Below are 17,191 nucleotides of genomic sequence, written 5' to 3'. Positions count from 1 at the left end.
AAAGCACCCTGGCGGGTGCTTTATATGGAAGGGGGTTTAGCCACGACCTTCAGCAATCGCTGCAACCGCTGCCATTTCGGCTGCGTCTTGCTCTTGTTGCTCTTGGCGATCTTGTAGATCCATGGTCGCAGAAGTCACTAGGCCTTCTTCGATTTCGCGTAAAGCGATTACTGTTGCCTTATCATTTTCAATATCAACTAAAGGCTCTTTGCCTTGTACCGCGATTTGACGAGCGCGACGTGCCGCAACCAGAATCAAATCAAAACGGTTTCCAATTTTCTCTACAGCATCTTCTACAGTTACGCGTGCCATCTAAGGACTCCGTGGATTAAAAAAACGACGCAAAATTATACAAGCTAAGACGGGTGAGATCCAGATCCTTTTCGTCAAAACCTGCTGCTTATTGAGTTATCAGTTTAGCACACTAAGCTAACAACTCGGAAATAGTGCTTTTATACAGTGCGCTTTGGCGAGGTTGAGCCAAGCGTTGGCCTTTAATGATGGTGTCAAACTCTGCCAAAGCTTGGTCAAAATCGTCATTGATGATTAAAAAATCGTACTCATTGTAATGAGACATCTCAGACTTGGCTTGTGCCATGCGCTTGTTAATGACTTCTTCGCTATCTTGGCCCCGCTTATAAAGGCGTTGCTCTAATGCATCTCGACTGGGGGGTAAGATAAAAATGCCTTTAGCTGCTGGCATCAAGGCTTTTACTTGGCGCGCACCTTGCCAGTCGATATCTAAAAACACATCTATGCCTTGGTTTAGGCTGTCTTCAATAGCCAGACGTGAGGTGCCATAAAAGTTACCAAATACTTCGGCCCACTCAAAGAACGCATTATCGTTAATCATGGCCTTAAATTCAGTTTGATCAACAAAATGGTAATGTTCGCCATTCACTTCACCAGGGCGTGGGTCACGGGTTGTGTGAGAAACTGAAACTTGCAGCTGTTTGCGATCTGAAATATTCAACAAGGCATTGATTAAACTAGATTTACCTGCGCCACTGGGGGCTGAGACTATGTACAAAGTACCTTTTATCGACATGGTGTGTTACTCGCAAGGGCCATAAAGGCGGCTAAATGTAGCAAAAAAAGCGGCTGAAAACAGCAAAAATAAGCGCCAAAGATCAACAGGCCCTAAGCAATGAAGCGGTTTAATTGGCTGGGCACACATCCCGCTCGTTCGATGTTTTGTTGACAATATGTTGACGTGATTTTACCATCCCTGTGCCAGCCGCTCTCACCTGATAATCTTTTATCAATTTAGGATGGACTCATGTTTAACAGTAAAAAACTACCTTTATATCTCGCATTAGCGGCAGCGTTACCTCTCGCTGGTTGTGGTGGCGGTGGTGGCGATAGCGCCTCAACGTCTGATTTAACGCCGACCCCGACAGCCGAGCCAACGGTTGCCCCTTCTATTGCTCCCAGTGTTGAGCCTAGTCTTGAGCCCAGTGTTGAACCTAGTGTTGCCCCTTCGGTGACTCCGACGTTAGCCCCAACCGAGGAGCCTGTTGTTGCGTTGACGAGTCGCATGATTAAGGGTGAGATTGACTTATCTGAGTCCAGCACGGCGCCGACGGCGGTTGAGTTGATAGCCCTTGACGCAACAGGTAATCAGGTGGACAAACAATCCTTTGAAGTCACCGAAAATAACAATGTGCTTGGTTTCACCCGCAAGGTAAGCTTGCCAGCTCAAGCGGGCCAGCTTGTGGTTAATGTGAGCCAAACAGGTTTCACCAGTTACAGTAAAACATTTGATTTTGAAACGGGGACTGAGTTTGACGCGGATATTCGTGCCAGTCTTGAGGCGGTAGCGCAAGTCAGGGTGCCAAAAGGCAATGCGATTGCCCGCTCTGGCAAACAACTTGAAACCTTCAGCTTCTCTGTGCGTAAAGGACCTCAAGGTCGCCGCCTTGTTTTAGATGGTAATGGCCCAATCCCTAAAAATGTTGGTGAAGAAGAAATACGTATCGACATTCCAGCAGCCAGTTTACCTGCTAATACCACAGAGTTAGCAGGGCGGATCGCCAACTATGATCCCTCAAGTGCCACCGAAGCCGAAGCATTTCCAGGGGCTTATCGTGATAGTGAAGGCAATACTTTAGTTTCTGTTGCTTTCTCTTTTGCTGAAATTCGCGATCAAGACGGCAATGATTTACCCACCGCGTTAGCCAATGCGCGTAAGGCGGGTGAGGTCTTTCCACGTGCTGTGACGCCTCCAACGATCATTAAACGTGCCATCCCTGCGGGTAGCTGTAGCGCATTAGAGCAGTTAAAAGATGCCAACTTAGAGAAGGCGGGCTTCCAGATCCCTGTTTATACCTATAACCCGAATGCGGGTGACTGGGACTTACTTGGCTATGGTGATGTCTTTAATGCAGCAACCGATGCCGCCGTGCCTGAGACGCAGCAAGTATTTGATTGTCCAACTGATAGCTACTACCTTGAGGTAGAGGTGACCAATGACGACTTTAACCGTGATTGGTGGAATCTAGATTACCCACTGTTATTTGATGAGCCCGTTAAATTATGTGCCAATGTCAAAGTACAAAATGAAAACGGCGATTTAGTGCGAGGCAGTCATGTGTTCTTCAGTGACAATGACGGCCGTAGTTTTGCCGAACACTACACTACAACCGACGCCAATGGTGTCGCGAAAATCAGTACAACCTTATTGGATCCAAATGAAAATGACCGTGAAGGTGTACTGAGATATTGGGGCTATTTGGATAAAACTTACCTAAGAACGCCTGTGACCTTAAGCAGCGATGAAAGTTGTGGTGAGGTACAAGTGTTAACGGTTAAACGCCCTGATATTTGTACCGTCACTGGTAAAATCTCGCGTGAGAATGGTGGGCAGTTAAATGATTTCTTACGTTACGTTTACGCATTTCCAACCGATCCCCAGGCTTTTTATGAGCAATACAGTTTCGCTCAGGCTGAAACCTCGGGTGAGTTCTATATGGAAGTGAGCTGTGAGTTAGAATACGAGTTCTATTCTATTTCAGATAGCTTATCAAATACGTCGGAGCGCCTATTTAATGTTAATGGTGTGGTGGCCGATACGGAATTAAGTGATGCCAATAAAGCGGTGAAACTTAAGGACATCACCCTTGGCAACAGTGCGCCATCGGGTATGATCACCGCAAGTGAAGGTGCCGTGGAGAATGTGTTTTTTGATTTTGATGGTGACTTTCCATTAACGTATCAATTTGATGTGCTAGACCTAGAAAGCAATGTGGTGACCAGCAGAAGTGGCACCGTAGAGGCTTCAGGTGAAAACCAAGGTATATCTGGATCAGCGAATATCAGCCTAGACCTATCGCCGGGTTTTTACACCATTAAAGGTACGGTAACGGATAGCCTAGGTAAAGAAGGCCGAGTGTCGGGTATCGTTCACAAAGAGTAAGCCAAAATAACAGGCGAAAAGAGCAAGCCAATGGCTTGCTCTTTTTTTATCGTTAAAACAAATAAGCTAGCTTCAACAGCGGCTTACGCCTTGTTAAATAGAGAAACAAAAGCATCCCTGTGAGCCTAGCTGTGTTTAGCTTAGTATTGTCTTATTCTTGGTAGCAGCTCCATAATGATTTGGTCAGTGCTGTCATACATTTGCTGGTGAGCTTCAATTTCGGCCGGCGTCAGATCCAGATAATAGATGGCTTCGGTGATCTCATAACCGAGCATTTTATAGGTTACGGGAACGGCCCCTAAGCTATAGGCTTTGTCTAAATAATTGACAGGGTCAACTTTTTTACCCATTAAATTATCTTCCATGATAACGGGCACTATGCCCGCATCGATTAATTTCACCGTCGCATTGAGCAGCTCTTGCTCTGACGTGACCCCAGAAATAATGGCTTGGGTTTTGCCAGCGGCTTGCATGCCATCAATGGCTTGATTGATATTGCGTACCGTTTGTAACTGGGTGGGTTGAAGAAGATCAACGCTATAGGCTTTTTGGTCCTTAGAGATATGAAAAGTCGCTACGCCTATTGCAGGCTCCATCACGTAGCTCGCGTATTCACTCCACTGGCGAGTACGATAGTCAACGGCTGTTTTGTTATCGTGCTCGGCTTGCTTGATGCTTTGCGCATCTTGGTTGAACATTAAGGTGGCCATTTCATGGCGATCAGCCTGGAATAGATTGTATCTTGGCGTGATGTTGTAGCGTGGGCTTAAGGTGAGCCTATCGGCACCGTTGATCGCATTGATAAGATCATTCGTCTTAGCCAATTTCACCCCAGCTTGCTGTAAGCGTTTGAAGGTGGGGCGGGTGTAAAGCTCGGTTGAGAACACGGCATCACTGGCCAAGTAGACATCAAAGCCCATTTTTCTCAGTCCTAACACCGTTTGCATCACGCACACGTCGGTTTCAGCGCCGGCTACAATGATTTGATGTATGCCTTGCTCCCTTAGTTTTTGCATGCCGGCCTTAACATCGGCTTCCATGGTAGAGTTGAAGTAGGCTTTGTAATAGCGTGTGGTGTCTGCGGGCAAGGCTTGCTCGACTACATCGATAAAGGGAGAGTGATCATCTGGGAACCCTTCATACGTGATCTGAGTAGTGAGTTGTTTGGCCGCAACCGCTTGTACCAATTGCGTTATATTCTCAATTTGATACTTGGTCTGATAGTAGTTGTTGGCTTCCGGTCTGGGCATATCTGGAAACCAAATATTAGCCCAAAAATCGGGGGCATCAGGGATATAGCCTTGTTGTGAATCTATCACTAGCAAGGCTGTATTGTGTTTTTTAAAGTCAGCAAAGACCTCGGTTTTCACATGATGCATTTTATCTGCCGACCATGATTTTGGTTGCCATTGGTTAGCATCTTGCGGGCTATTGGCTGCAAAGGTGTGAGTTGAAGCAGCAACACAGCCAGTTAACAACAAGCTGTAAACGAGTTTGTTCGTTTGTGGTTTCATTATTTTTTCTCCATTGAGGTGAGGTGAACTCCATTTCGTTCAAGAGAAATAATTAATGAAAACAGTGTTTAACACGTTCAGTCTTATAAAAACGTACCTTTCTAAACCCTTAAGCTAAATCTGCCTCACAGTTTTCTCGCTGTTTTTGCTTGCGATATTGTGAAGGGGTGACGCCGGTGTCTTTTTTAAACGCGGTATTAAAGGCGGTTTTACTGTTAAAGCCGTTGCTCAATGCGATGTCTAAAATGGTATTTTGCTGTAAATTTGGGTTACTTAGCTGTTGTTTGATTGCCGTTAGGCGATAGCGGTTAATATAGTCAGCAAAATTACATTGATAATAATCGTTAATCACCTGGCTAACATAGTGCGGCGCGATCCCGATTAATTGAGCCACATCGGCCAGTGATAACCGCGATTGGGTGTAGATATGTTGCGCCATCAGGTCTTCTAACTGGCTAGCTATCTGTTTTTGTTGTTCTTTGTCCAAGCGCGTATGTTGGTATTTTGCTTTTCCTTCTGTCACTAAAGCGCGTTCTACCTTTTCTGGCTCACCTTGGGGCACAGTGGGCTTTGCTAGCACTTCGTTATCTTGATTAGCCATATCTGCTCGTCTTAATTGCAGAAAAGATAGGCTCACCCACGCCAATAAGTTAATCCAAATAACGGCAGGTAAGTAACTGGTGAGGAACACCAGAGGTAAAGACCAAGGCACCCATAGCATGCCAAAAATAACCACACACCACATCACCACATGCAGCACCAGCATGGACAGCAACCAACGAAAAATAAGCTTAGGTGTGGCTTTTCGCCGCCATATTAGGCAGCCAAGAGCAATAAAAACATAGGCATAAGGGTGCCAGAGTAAGCCCGACAACAAATCCATTGTGGTTTGGCTGTAACTCACCCAATCACCGAAATCCAAATAATTATTGATACGCTCCATGCGTGTTGATTCGGAGAGCGCAAAGGCCTCGGGAACAGTCAGGTAGAGGTAAAAAAGCGCAGGAATAAAATGCAGTAAGTGCCATTTTGATAAAGGCGCAGGATTAATTAGGAATAATACCCACAGCAGCAAAAGCGGGCCATAGATAATATCAAATGAAAACCAATAGCCTAGCCACTGGCTCCAGTTGGGCGCAATGCGCAAAAAAAGTAAGCCTTTACTTGCGACTTCAAGGGCGAAGCAAGCCAACCAAGCAGCTAAAAAGTACTGTTGTTGACGGCACATCGAGACAGCAGATAGGGCGGCTTGCGTTGCACCCACCATAATGAGGGTGCAAACCACCGCCTCTGCACTGATTAATTCATCCATAAATACACCAGTTCAGATTTAAGGGCTCAGATTATTTGCATTCTAAAGCTAGGCTGCAACCGACTTAGGGTTAATGCGTGATCCCTCTTTCCCTGAAAAAGCCTTTATGGCTTACCTCTCACAGAGTGAACGTCATCGACAGGCCCTTCTGAACACCCCTACCATTAGCATAGCCAGCAACAAAATACCCATACTGCCGCCGCCACTGTAACCATCGCGATGGGTGATGTTGGCGACTTTTTCTTCTTTAATGCGGGTTTTAAAGCGCGCGAGCTCAGCGTCTAGGTTTTTGGTCATGTCGTCGACGGCGAGGGCAAAGCCTTCGCGCGATTTATCACTTAAGGTGTCATCAACGCCAATGGCGGTGCTCAACCGTTCTAACTCGCTGATGCCCGGTGCGCGAAATAGCATTTTTTCGCTTTTGATGTCGAACACGGCGGTATCCACAAAGGTTTGTACCGAGTTTTGATTGCCCGGGATCATGTACAAGCCCACTATGGTCCAATAGAGCAGTGCGGCATTATTTTCCTTGGATTGGCTCACTTGGTCGTAAGACACCAGGGCAATCACGTCGATATCATAAAGTCGACCGAGCTGTGATAAGAAGGTAAAGCCCTTACCACCTTGTAGATAGGTGCTTGGGATCACTTCAATATGGTCAATATAATCATATTGAGTAAAAGCCGATTTCACTTTGTTAAGGAGTTCAATCTGATCTTTTTCGTGAATGTGATGACGGTTATCTTGGTTGGGTGGCACAAACGCAATGCCCACCTTGACGGGTAAATTCAGGGTGGGAATTTCAGGTTGATGTTGTGAGCGGCTATGGTAATTAGGGTAGAGAAAGTCAACCAAGCTACTTGAAACGGTATTTTGGCCAGTTTTGTCGCTGACTAAACCACTACAAGCGGTGAGGCCAAACAGGCAAAACAGGGTGGCGATTAACTGAGTTTTCATTGCTTATTCCTTGCAATCACGGGCATGTCACCTTGTTGCTAGAACCACAAAATGACGAGGGACTATCAATAACTAACTGATTTTAATGATAGCCCGTGACCGAAGGCAAGCTTTGTTTGCTTTTCCAGTAATGGATGCAATTAGTAGGTTAGGCTGGCCATGGTAGTGGCCAATTTATCCAACCACTCTGGTGAGCGAATTTGCTGAGTTTCAACATCAAAATGCTCATAAAAACTCGGTAGCGACAAGCTGCCCTTAACATCTGCTGCGAAGAAGGGCGCCGATGTGATGGCGGCATTGAGCACAGATTGGGCACCGCCTGGGCCAGGTGAAGTCGCTAACAGCACCATAGGCTTGTTTTGATATACCTTCATGTTTATGCGTGATGTCCAATCAAATAGGTTTTTGTAAGCCGCAGTGTAAGAGCCGTTGTGCTCGGCGAAAGAAATCACAATGGCATCGGCTTCACTGATTTTTTGGTAAAACTGCTGCGCAGCTAAAGGAATGCCCGATTCATTTTCACGATCGCTGCTATAAATCGCCATTTCGTAATCATTAATGTCGATCAATTCAACTTCGGCACCGTCCACTAAAGAAGCGGCATAGTTGGCTAATGCTTTGTTGATCGATTGTTTTGAGCTGCTTGCTGCAAAGGCTAATATTTTCATGATCTTGCTCCTAAATAGGCTGACATTGTTAGGTGTTCGCGGCGCTTGAAGCATTTAACGTTTGTGCCTTGAACTGATAAAACCTATTCTATATTTGTTACTCTCATTTATTAATATGCCAAAAGTGGATTTACTATTTCCATATGACTAATAATAAGCCTTTTGACGGGATTGAAATCTTTGTGCAGGTGGTAAAAAGCCAAGGGTTTAGCGCTGCGGCCGAGCAATTAGGCCATTCTAGCTCCCATGTAAGTAAAGAAATCAATAAGTTGGAGAAGCGTTTAGGTGTGCGCTTGCTTAATCGCACCACCCGTTCTGTGGCATTGACGCCCGAAGGGGAGGCCTATTATCAGCATTGTACTCAGCTGTTATTGGATGCAGAAGCCGCCATTACCGCGATCACCCACAACAGCGTTGACCCCAAAGGGACGCTGAAGGTGAGTTGCCCGATTGGCTTTAGTGCTCAGTATTTACAGCCAATTATGGCCAAGTTTCTCGATTTATACCCCAATGTACGCTTGGATTTAGACTTAAGTAACAAGCATATAGATGTGATTGGTGATGGCTACGATTTGGCGATCCGCGCCACGCCTCAACTAGAAGAGTCGAGTCTGATCTGCAAGCGCGTGTTCAGCTGTCAGACCTATGTAATTGCCTCTCATGGTTATATTGCCAAGCGCGGCCGCCCTTATCACCCACGGGAATTGGCTAAGCATCATTGTATTTGCTACAGCAATGCGAAACACCCTAGTCGCTGGGATTTTACCTCCCACGATGGTGAAAAGTTCAGTGTTGATGTTAATGAAAAAATGCGTTGTAACGATGGTCAAACTCAGCTGCAAATGGCGCTAGCCGATCAAGGTATCTGCCGTTTACCTGGCTTTTATCTGGATGCTGCTTTTGCCAGCGAGCAGGTTGATGTCTTGTTCAATGATTTTGTTGAAGCGGACGTGAATGTGTACGCGGTTTACCCCAGTCGCAAGCATTTGTCGCCTAAGGTGCGCTGCTTTATCGATTTATTGAGTGATGAGTTGGCAAAGCCATAGGCTTTACCTTAGGTAGTAGGCGAACAGGCTTGGTGATATTTATCGCTGCATGACTGCAGCTCCCACAGAACTGCAGCTCCCACAGAACAGCAGCTCCCACAGCACTATGAGCTGACAAGGCTATAACTGGTTGCCTTTAGGACTGACTGGTTAAGATTTGTTGGCTAAAGTCTTTACAAGCATCAAGGTGGTGCTTAACCACCGCAATCACTGTGTCTTGCTTAGGGCCTGTTGACCTTTTGAGCTTGTTTTTGCAGCGATTTGTTGGGTATTTATACAAAACAATCGTTGTAGGCAGCGACTTTGCAGCATAGTCAACTATGCAAAAAGGCGCTAACGCAGCAGAAATGACCAACAAACGCTGTCCTACGGATTCGGCTAAAAGCGTTTTGTTCGTCGTTGAGCAGTATTTACTTAGAATGCTAAGCTACATACCGCTCGCCTTGCTCAAAACGCTTTTATCTCGAACAAAAATTAACCGCGAAAGGTCAGCAGGCCCTATTATTCGCCCTGTATAAAGCTTTGAATGATGTCTTTTCTGTCTTCCTGTAAGCGGCCGTACATACTATATATTTGGGCGCTAAACACGACATCGACATCAGGATCGCCAAAGAGGAGTTTGCCGGTTGTCACGACTTGCATCTGCATCACGGTGGAGGCGTTTAACAGGTCGACTAGATCCACGTCTCTGTCTAGTTGGATAGCCAATTCTTGGGCTAGGTTAAATCTTTGCACGTTATCAAGTGGTGCCGAGGGCAAGATGGCCATATCAAAGTCGCTGTTGGCAGTGGCTGAACCATTGGCATGAGATCCAAATAGGTAGATCAGCTTAACATCAGGTAAAGCCTGACGTAAAAAGTCTATGATAACCCTCTCTTGAGAAGGCGCAGCTCGGGTCATTAGGTTGCCATTCACTATCAAAAATGAACCGACACTATAGCAAGAAAGCGGTTTAGGCCTCAAACAAATGCTCTACATCGCCGGGTTTCATCGGCTTGGCGATATAGTAGCCTTGACCGTATTCACAGCCGATTTCCACTAACTTTTTATGTTGCTGTAAGGTTTCTATACCTTCAATAATAACTTGAAACCCTAAATCGTTACTCATATCGCGCACTGCACGCATCATGGATAAATCTTTTTTCGAGCTAAGCATGCGTTGGGTAAATGAACGATCCACCTTGATAAAGTCGATAGGGTAGTCAAACAAGGCGTTGAGTGAGCTAAAGCCGGTGCCGAAGTCATCCATGCCGATTAATATTCCTTCTTTACGCAACATATCTAATGCCTCGAATGAAGGTTGATTTTGTCGTACAAACTCTTTTTCACTAAACTCAAACACCAAATTTTTGGGAGAGACCTTGGCTTCGCGGATGATGGCCAGTAATTGCTCCACCGACTCGGTCTTGATTAAGTGCTTGGCAGAAAGGTTTACCGCGACGCGAATATGTTTGGGATGCAGGGCCAGCTTTTGCCATTGATGCAGTTGTTGACAAGCTTGGCGCAAAATATCCAAATCCAAATCGATAATCAGACCGCTTTTCTCGGCAAAAGGAATAAAATCCAATGCTTTACGTAAAGTGTGCTTACGATCGCTCCAACGGGCGACCACTTCAAAACCCATCAAGCTGTTATCTTGTAACCTGATCATGGGTTGGTAATGGGGCACAATATCACCATGAGAGATCGCCTCAAGTAAGTCTTGGCTTAGTTGGTCATTATTTTTACTAATCCCATTGTCTTGATAAAAGCTGAAATGACTGTCGCTGTGTTTGGCTTCATACATGGCTTGGTCGGCATCTTCTAGAATCTGCTCGACATTCTCATAGTGGTTACTGACTTGGGTAATGCCCAAACTGCATTTGCAAGTGAGCAGTTCGTTGTTGATGGACATAGGGGAATCAAAGGCGGCAACGATGCGTTGTGCAATTTCGATGATGTCGCTCTTGTGGCTGATTTTATCCAACATAATCACAAACTCATCGCCGCCAAAGCGGGATAACACATCATTTTGCCGAATACAGGTTTCGAGTAGGCGTGCACTATGAATCAAGACTTGGTCGCCCATCTGATGGCCAAAGTAGTCGTTAATATTCTTAAATTTATTCAGATCAATAAAAATAACCGCAAAGGTTTGCTCGGGGTGGCGTTGTACCCGTTTAAATGCATCACGGAGTTTTTCGATGAAGAGGGCGCGATTACCGAGTTGTGTGAGGGGATCGTGAAATGCTCCGTAGGTGAGTTTCTCTCGCACACTTTGATATTGCTTTAACTCTTGCTCCAGTTTGCGATTGGATTGGCTAAGTTGCTTGATGCGGTTTTTAACTTGCCTGTCAAATTGCAAGCTCTCTTGAATTGAATACTGAGTCAGTTGACGTTGCAGGGTTAGCGCGGCTAAGTAGGCGCAGTAACTGGTGAGAGCGCGTAACTCCGCTTGCATGGTTTGTTGCTTACTGGCACTGCAAATGGCCAACACACCGAGCAGTTTTTCACCATAAAATATCGGGGTGCCATACCAAGCATGCTGCAATGGCATTGAATGAGGCGTACTCCCTTGTTGGCACTGCCAATGAGCAAAGCTTAGAGGGGTAAATAACTGTGCTTTTCGCTCATTAATTACCTTTTTAGCAAGGGATAAGTAGAGAGGTGCCGTGAGCTTTTTACTGCTGGTGTAGTATAAGCTGGGTTCATTGTCTTTGATCATGATGACGTAGTTTTCTACGTCGGCTAAATAGGGTTTTAAGGCCAGCCTCAGTTGTTCACATAGGCGATCTATAGATGGGTTTTCAGAGGCTTGCATCGTCAGCGCTTGATAAACATCTGGGCTAATTTGTTCGTATTGTCCATTGTTGAGTAAAGCTTTCAAACGCGAGTGTAAGATGAGCAGTTCCGTTTGCGCTAATTCTGGGCTGATAAAGGCGGCCTTAATGATCAGAAACAAAGCGGGTTGTTGTAGCACATTATTACGGTCAATGCTGATGCTACACCAGGGCGGTTGCTCATGGCCTTGGTTGAGCTCTGAGAGTGCCTGTTGGCAAGTCGCACGGCTCAAAATGATACGGCTGATGGATGCTTTCTCGGCTTGTTGTAAGGTCCCTGTTTGGCTAAGGATTTGCCCCCCAGATGCAGGAGTATTGGGTGAGTTAAACTGGACTAATAAAATGTGTTCGACCTTGGCTCCTAAGCTTAGTAGGTTGAAGGTAAAATGACACACCGTGTGATGATCCCACTGGGCCGATTGGGGCTGAAATTGCAACATGGCTTGTAAACGGTGCAATTGTACCGCACAGGTATCGGGCTCTTGTGGAGAAACGGGGACAAAGCTTGCCGTCGAGTTTACTTTTGAGGTTTGGTCATCCATGCCACGACACGCCTATACAGCTTTCTTAGGAACTTCTTTAGAGTTTAGCAGGGATTGATGGTTGAGCAAAAAATAGACAGCTTGTCATTTCTTTTGTCAAATGCGCAAGTTTAAAAATGATAAGCCCGAAGGGTATTTAGCTCAAAAAGTGTGAACGGACCTTGGTATTGCTGGCTGGAAGCGGTGTCGATAAATAGGCTATTGGCGATGCGCACCGGTTGTTCACTCATGGTGTGGCCATGGATGGTCAGATCGACATTTTTTACCGGCTCTGGGTTGGTTTCTTTGATCCGAGTTCGGCCCCAGATCCAACGTGGGTTTTCCCGCATATCACCTTGCCATGTTTGCATCTCATGCCAGTCTAATCCGTGGGGCTGAGCGTGGCTAATACCTATGGTGTTACCATTAGCAAGCTGACAAGTCAGCGCACTCGGCATGGCTTCAATAATGGCTTGCAGTTGTTTTAGTGCTGGCTCGGTTTGGGTGAGTGCCCACTCACCGCCGTTTTTAACCGTCCACAGGTTGATATACCTTTGCTCAAGGTCACTTCGCTCGGCTTGCCACCATACGCCTAAGGCATTAGACATCATTAATTCATGATTACCTGCCACCGCATAAAACCAAGGCTGCTGCTGATAAAAGTGTAAGGTGGCCGCAGACTCAGGGCCGCGATCAATTAAATCGCCAACACTGATTAAACAATCCTGCATAGGATCAAATTGCACCTTGGCCAAAGCGGCTTTTAATTGCGTTAGCTTGCCATGAATGTCGCCGATGGCATAAGCATGACGAAAACAGGTTAAATCTAGGTGTTGATGGTGAAACTGCATGTTATATCGAAGTGACTTCAAGATGCCGGCCATTAAATCATAGCCTGCCTGTTGCCGCCTAAACCGCTTTTAGAGTCTCACGACATGGTCTTAAAGGGGGGCTTTGAGAGGTTTAATGGGCCAATAAGTCTAAGGTGAACTCGGTAAAATAGATTGGCCAATGCTGAAAATGAGAAGGGGCGCGGTTAACCTTGTTAGGGCACTCTGGCTGCAATTTGACCATCTGGATGGGGCGGCATTTTTGTTGGTAGGATGGCATCGATTTAGCTCGGGTGCGCATGGCCGACTTCACCTCAAGGGGTAAGATGGTTTGGTTGTCACCATCAAGGATAAACTCTATTTCGGCTCTGGCATCTTGCCAAGAATAGGTAGGGTGCAGGCCGCTGGCGACGAGCTCTTGTTGCACAAAACTTTGCAGCAAATACCCACTTAGCGGGGCGCTACTGAGCTTGAGACTTTTGTAATCGACCCCGAGGTAATGATGCAATAAGCCCAGATCAAACCAAAATAGCTTGAGCATGCTGGTTTTGCGGTGCCGCTCAAGAGGTGGTTGGACGTGGCCGTGCACGGGGTAGTTGAGCAATAGGTAATGATGCTGCTGCAGCCATTGCAGGATGGCAGCAAAATCTTGATAACGATGCTTATTAGGTAAAACGCCTTTAAATTTAAAGCGCTGCACGCTGGTAACGGTGGCGGTGGCAAGCTGGTTGGCAACTTGTTCAAAGACCGCTTGAAGTGGTAGAGGTGAAGGACTCATGTCTTGTCGCAATTGCGCTAGATAGCGCTGGTGCACAGCGCTAACTTCTGCTACCCGTTGATGAATACTGGTTATATCAGGTGAGAACCAAGCCGCCACTGCAGCTGGTAAGCCACCGGTAAAACAATAATCTTTAAATTGCTCCATTAGGCGGCTATCTGCTGCCGGAGACTGAATTTGCTTAGTATAAGTTTTGAGTAAAGCGCGATGGGGTGATGCCTGTAAAAACTCGCGAAAACTCAAGGGTCGCAGGATCACCTGGGTCAATTGAGCCTGTAAATTGGGTGTGACGAGGCTGCTATCAACACAGCAACAGGCAATAAACAGCGCAGGCGTTTTGCTGACAAGGTGTTGCAACGCTTCAAGCCAAGCTGCAAGCTGATCCTTGCTGATATTGGCTTTGCTGATGAGCTGGTCCAAACCGCTAAAAACAATCAGATCTTGCTCGTGATTTATCTGCGTTGCGCACAGCAGCTCTAGGATAGGAATTAATTGATTGGCTTGAGTGTGTGACTTGATATGGTTTAGTAACTCAATATTTTCAGCTAAATCAAGGTGATGTACTTGATTGAACTGCTTGCCAAATTGCGTGATTAATAGCTGCTTTTTACCCACTCCCCGAGCACCACTGACCACCAGCAAGCGCCTAGCAGAGCTTGTCTTCCAAGTGACTAAGGTATCTACAATTAACCTTTCCAAATCAATCCCTTGCTGGTTAAATTACTTTTTAACGCGGATAAAAATGTAAAACTATTTACTTTAATGCGCTTAAAAGTGTAGAAGTTACATTTATAACGCGCGTATAAATGTCATGAGTGAATGATCAAGTTGTCGCTAAGGTCACACTTTGCAGCTGTGTTCAGTCGCGAGGCCAAGGGCTGGGAGTCGGTTGTTGCAGGAAAAAAGAGAGTCCTTGCTACTTGATGGGTTTTAGATCAAATTACGCTGTTAGAATTCATTGATAATTAGGTTTATAAAACCAATAACGAATTGCAGGAAGCAAAGAGTAACGCAGATGAAGCTTGGAAGAAACGATCCATGCCCGTGTGGCAGTGGTAAAAAATACAAACGCTGTTGCATGAGCAATGCCGGCAAAATCAATGCGCAAGTCATGGATGACTTTGAGCAGATTGTCGCCATGAACCCCAATATTACCTTAGATGAGCTTAATTTGGTGGCGCAGAGCCGCATGGCGCAACGCAACAGCCAGCCACTGGATGATTTTTGTGGTTTGTCGCCTACTCAAATGAGTAATTGGATGTACGCGGGTTTGGCTGATTTAAAAGAGGTGGACGTTAAGGTGCCTGACGATCTGGCTGCGAGTCCAGTGATGAGCTACCTCAAGCTCATTCTTGATGAAGCGATGGCCAATGGCGGTTCATTTAAGGCGACCGCGAAAGGTAATTTGCCAGCTAACTTGGTGAAACAGGCGAGTGAACAATTGCCGACCTTTGCCGTGGCGGTATATGAAACCGAGCCTAGCATAAGTGACTTTACCGGCAGCAACGAAGATAAATTTCGAGCACTTCATTATACCCGAGTGTTAGCCGAGGTAGCAGGCATCATTTACCGACGAAGTGGCCGTTATCACGTTAAAAAAGATGCGCAAAAACGCTATCTAAACCAAGGCATAAGCGCCTTTTTTATGCCCATGCTCGAAGCCGCTATTTATCAATATAACTGGGCCTATTTTGGTGTTTATGATGTTAGCGAAGATTTGTCGCAGTTTTGGGTATTTATGCTGTGGCGACTACAAACCCATCGTTCTGTCGATCAGCTCAATCAAGAATTAGCCATCGCCTTCCCAGCACTATTGGATGGGATGCCAGAGTCCTTTCACGCTAGCAAACAAGAGACACTGAGTAACTTGGTAGAATCGCGTTTTGTAACACGCTTTTTACAGTTCTGGGGTTTTATCACTCTCGATCCAAGGCGTTATCAAGATGGCCAACGCATTGAGCGAATCGTTAATCTTCAGCCTTTGTTGCGGCAAACCTTTACGTTTTTGCTGTAAGCAAATAGGCTTGCTTGAGTTTATGCCCTTTTAGCTCAAGGGCATAAACCCAGGGGCACCAGTTTAAGCGCGCTTTTGCAAAATAAACATCTGGTAGCCAAACTCATTCAGGTAACCCTCATAAATGGCTATTTCGCGCTCAATATCGGCAATGGCACTTGAGTTCGCCATACTTGGTTTGAGCGCTGCCACCCGCGCTTTTAGGGGCTGGTAATAATCATGCCATGCCTGCTCCCTTAACGTGAAGTGCTCAATCACCTGATAACCTGCTTGGCGCATTTGGGTTAAGCGTTGTTCGATATTGTTCATGTCTGGGTACTCGCCCTGCCAAAAGGTGACGGCATTGTCACTTGGGGTATCCGTTAGCCAAACCAGATCGCTCAACACTAGGCAGCCATTTTCTGTGAGGAGTGGGCGCCATTGGGTTAACGCTTGCTCTACCCCCATAATATAAGCCGCGCCTTCTGACCAGATACAATCAACACTTGCAGCCGCAAAAGGTAACGCTGTCATGCTGGCGCAAGTTAAGGTCACGCGAGATTCAAGCCCTTGCTCACTAAGGCGCAGGCTCAGAGCATCAAGGGCACTTGGCTCATTATCCACCGCAATAATCTGTGCTTGGGTATGCTCGACTAACAAGCGAGTCGCAAAGCCCTTGCCGCAGCCTATGTCGATAAGCTTGGTTGGCGTGATAGGCAAAAAGGACATAGCCTTAAGCGTATCGGCATCGCAGCCTGGCCCCCAGCGTTCTAATACTGCAAACACCGTCATAAAGTCGGCCATGTATTGTTCGTGCTCATTCATGTCTTTTGATAACCATCTTAAATGGAGGGCTTGTTTTTCATCAAAACCCTGCCTTTGTAACCAATCCAGATGCGCATCTGGTGCTATTTTGTCGGCCTGCTGGTGCCAAGATCTTAGGGAGCCTTCACCCAACAAAGCCGCAAGTAAATGACGTGCTTGTTGTTTTTGGGCAATGTCAGCATCAAGTTGTTGTAAGCGCTTGCTCAGTACGGCGCGCTCAACCTTGTTGTCTAAACATGACTTGCATTCCTTAAGTGTCAGGCCACCCGCTTGCAATTGTTGCAGTAACAACACCCGTTGGGCGTCTTTGTCACTATACAGCCGGTAGCCGTTGGCTTGGCGTGCCCCAGTTAACAGCCCTTGCTTCTCGTAATAGAGCAAGGTAGAGCGCGATAGGCCCACTTTTTTAGCCAGTTGTGAAATGCGGTACAAAGTAAGTCTCCCGTTTGCAATAGCTATAGACCGACCCGATCAGCAGTGACGATAAACTATGAAGTTATAGACAGGTCAAGT

The 17,191-nt window shown here is 46.2% G+C and carries 14 protein-coding genes; 3 read left to right on the top strand and 11 right to left on the bottom strand.

The features are described 5' to 3' along the window. Positions 1-36 precede the first annotated feature (36 nt). A complete protein-coding gene (gene rpoZ, locus K6Y21_RS14625) occupies positions 37-312 on the bottom strand; it encodes a DNA-directed RNA polymerase subunit omega (RefSeq protein WP_233072580.1) in 276 nt (91 codons plus the stop codon). A gap of 112 nt (positions 313-424) precedes the next feature. Continuing rightward, positions 425-1,048: a guanylate kinase gene (gmk, locus tag K6Y21_RS14620; RefSeq protein ID WP_233072579.1), complete on the bottom strand. Its 624-nt coding sequence runs from the start codon at positions 1,046-1,048 to the stop codon at positions 425-427. 231 nt (positions 1,049-1,279) lie between these two features. Between gmk and K6Y21_RS14615 the strand changes: the two genes are divergently transcribed. Beyond that, positions 1,280-3,415, top strand: coding sequence for a PT domain-containing protein (locus K6Y21_RS14615; RefSeq protein ID WP_233072578.1), 2,136 nt, complete (start codon positions 1,280-1,282; stop codon positions 3,413-3,415). 140 nt (positions 3,416-3,555) lie between these two features. On the opposite strand, the gene K6Y21_RS14610 is transcribed toward K6Y21_RS14615, so the two are convergent. The 4 genes from K6Y21_RS14610 to K6Y21_RS14595 form a co-directional block, all read right to left on the bottom strand. Beyond that, positions 3,556-4,929 carry a cysteine hydrolase family protein gene (locus K6Y21_RS14610; protein ID WP_233072577.1) on the bottom strand — a complete coding sequence of 458 codons (1,374 nt, stop codon included), beginning with the start codon at positions 4,927-4,929 and terminating at the stop codon, positions 3,556-3,558. A gap of 109 nt (positions 4,930-5,038) precedes the next feature. After that, positions 5,039-6,241 carry a helix-turn-helix domain-containing protein gene (locus K6Y21_RS14605; protein ID WP_233072576.1) on the bottom strand — a complete coding sequence of 401 codons (1,203 nt, stop codon included), beginning with the start codon at positions 6,239-6,241 and terminating at the stop codon, positions 5,039-5,041. Positions 6,242-6,373: 132 nt separating this feature from the next. Then, positions 6,374-7,198, bottom strand: coding sequence for a rhombotarget lipoprotein (rhlP, locus tag K6Y21_RS14600; RefSeq protein ID WP_233072575.1), 825 nt, complete (start codon positions 7,196-7,198; stop codon positions 6,374-6,376). A 140-nt stretch (positions 7,199-7,338) separates the two neighbouring features. After that, complete coding sequence (locus K6Y21_RS14595; protein ID WP_233072574.1) at positions 7,339-7,866, bottom strand: NADPH-dependent FMN reductase; 528 nt, start codon at positions 7,864-7,866, stop codon at positions 7,339-7,341. A 143-nt stretch (positions 7,867-8,009) separates the two neighbouring features. Here K6Y21_RS14595 and K6Y21_RS14590 point away from each other — a divergent pair, with 143 nt between their 5' ends. Next, positions 8,010-8,912, top strand: a complete 903-nt coding sequence (locus K6Y21_RS14590) for a LysR family transcriptional regulator (RefSeq protein WP_233072573.1) — start codon at positions 8,010-8,012, stop codon at positions 8,910-8,912. 501 nt (positions 8,913-9,413) lie between these two features. Here the strand turns inward: K6Y21_RS14590 and mntA are convergent. The 4 genes from mntA to K6Y21_RS14565 form a co-directional block, all read right to left on the bottom strand. Beyond that, complete coding sequence (gene mntA / locus K6Y21_RS14580) at positions 9,414-9,812, bottom strand: type VII toxin-antitoxin system MntA family adenylyltransferase antitoxin (RefSeq protein WP_233072572.1); 399 nt, start codon at positions 9,810-9,812, stop codon at positions 9,414-9,416. 52 nt (positions 9,813-9,864) lie between these two features. Continuing rightward, a complete protein-coding gene (locus K6Y21_RS14575) occupies positions 9,865-12,273 on the bottom strand; it encodes a putative bifunctional diguanylate cyclase/phosphodiesterase (RefSeq protein ID WP_233072571.1) in 2,409 nt (802 codons plus the stop codon). 110 nt (positions 12,274-12,383) lie between these two features. Continuing rightward, positions 12,384-13,124, bottom strand: coding sequence for a metallophosphoesterase (locus tag K6Y21_RS14570; protein ID WP_233072570.1), 741 nt, complete (start codon positions 13,122-13,124; stop codon positions 12,384-12,386). 91 nt (positions 13,125-13,215) lie between these two features. Next, entirely contained in the window at positions 13,216-14,559 is a 1,344-nt protein-coding gene (locus K6Y21_RS14565; RefSeq protein WP_233072569.1) for a DUF8612 domain-containing protein, read from the bottom strand. 316 nt (positions 14,560-14,875) lie between these two features. On the opposite strand from K6Y21_RS14565, the gene K6Y21_RS14560 reads away from it, so the two are divergent. Further along, a complete protein-coding gene (locus K6Y21_RS14560; RefSeq protein ID WP_233072568.1) occupies positions 14,876-15,874 on the top strand; it encodes an SEC-C metal-binding domain-containing protein in 999 nt (332 codons plus the stop codon). Between the two features lie 63 nt (positions 15,875-15,937). Here K6Y21_RS14560 and K6Y21_RS14555 read toward each other — a convergent pair whose 3' ends face one another. Continuing rightward, entirely contained in the window at positions 15,938-17,110 is a 1,173-nt protein-coding gene (locus tag K6Y21_RS14555; protein WP_233072567.1) for a MerR family transcriptional regulator, read from the bottom strand. Positions 17,111-17,191: the final 81 nt, after the last annotated feature.

Source organism: Motilimonas eburnea (assembly GCF_021295345.1).
GTDB classification, from domain to species: domain Bacteria; phylum Pseudomonadota; class Gammaproteobacteria; order Enterobacterales; family CBDFNC01; genus Motilimonas; species Motilimonas eburnea.
This window is presented reverse-complemented; position numbering and strand designations above follow the sequence as displayed.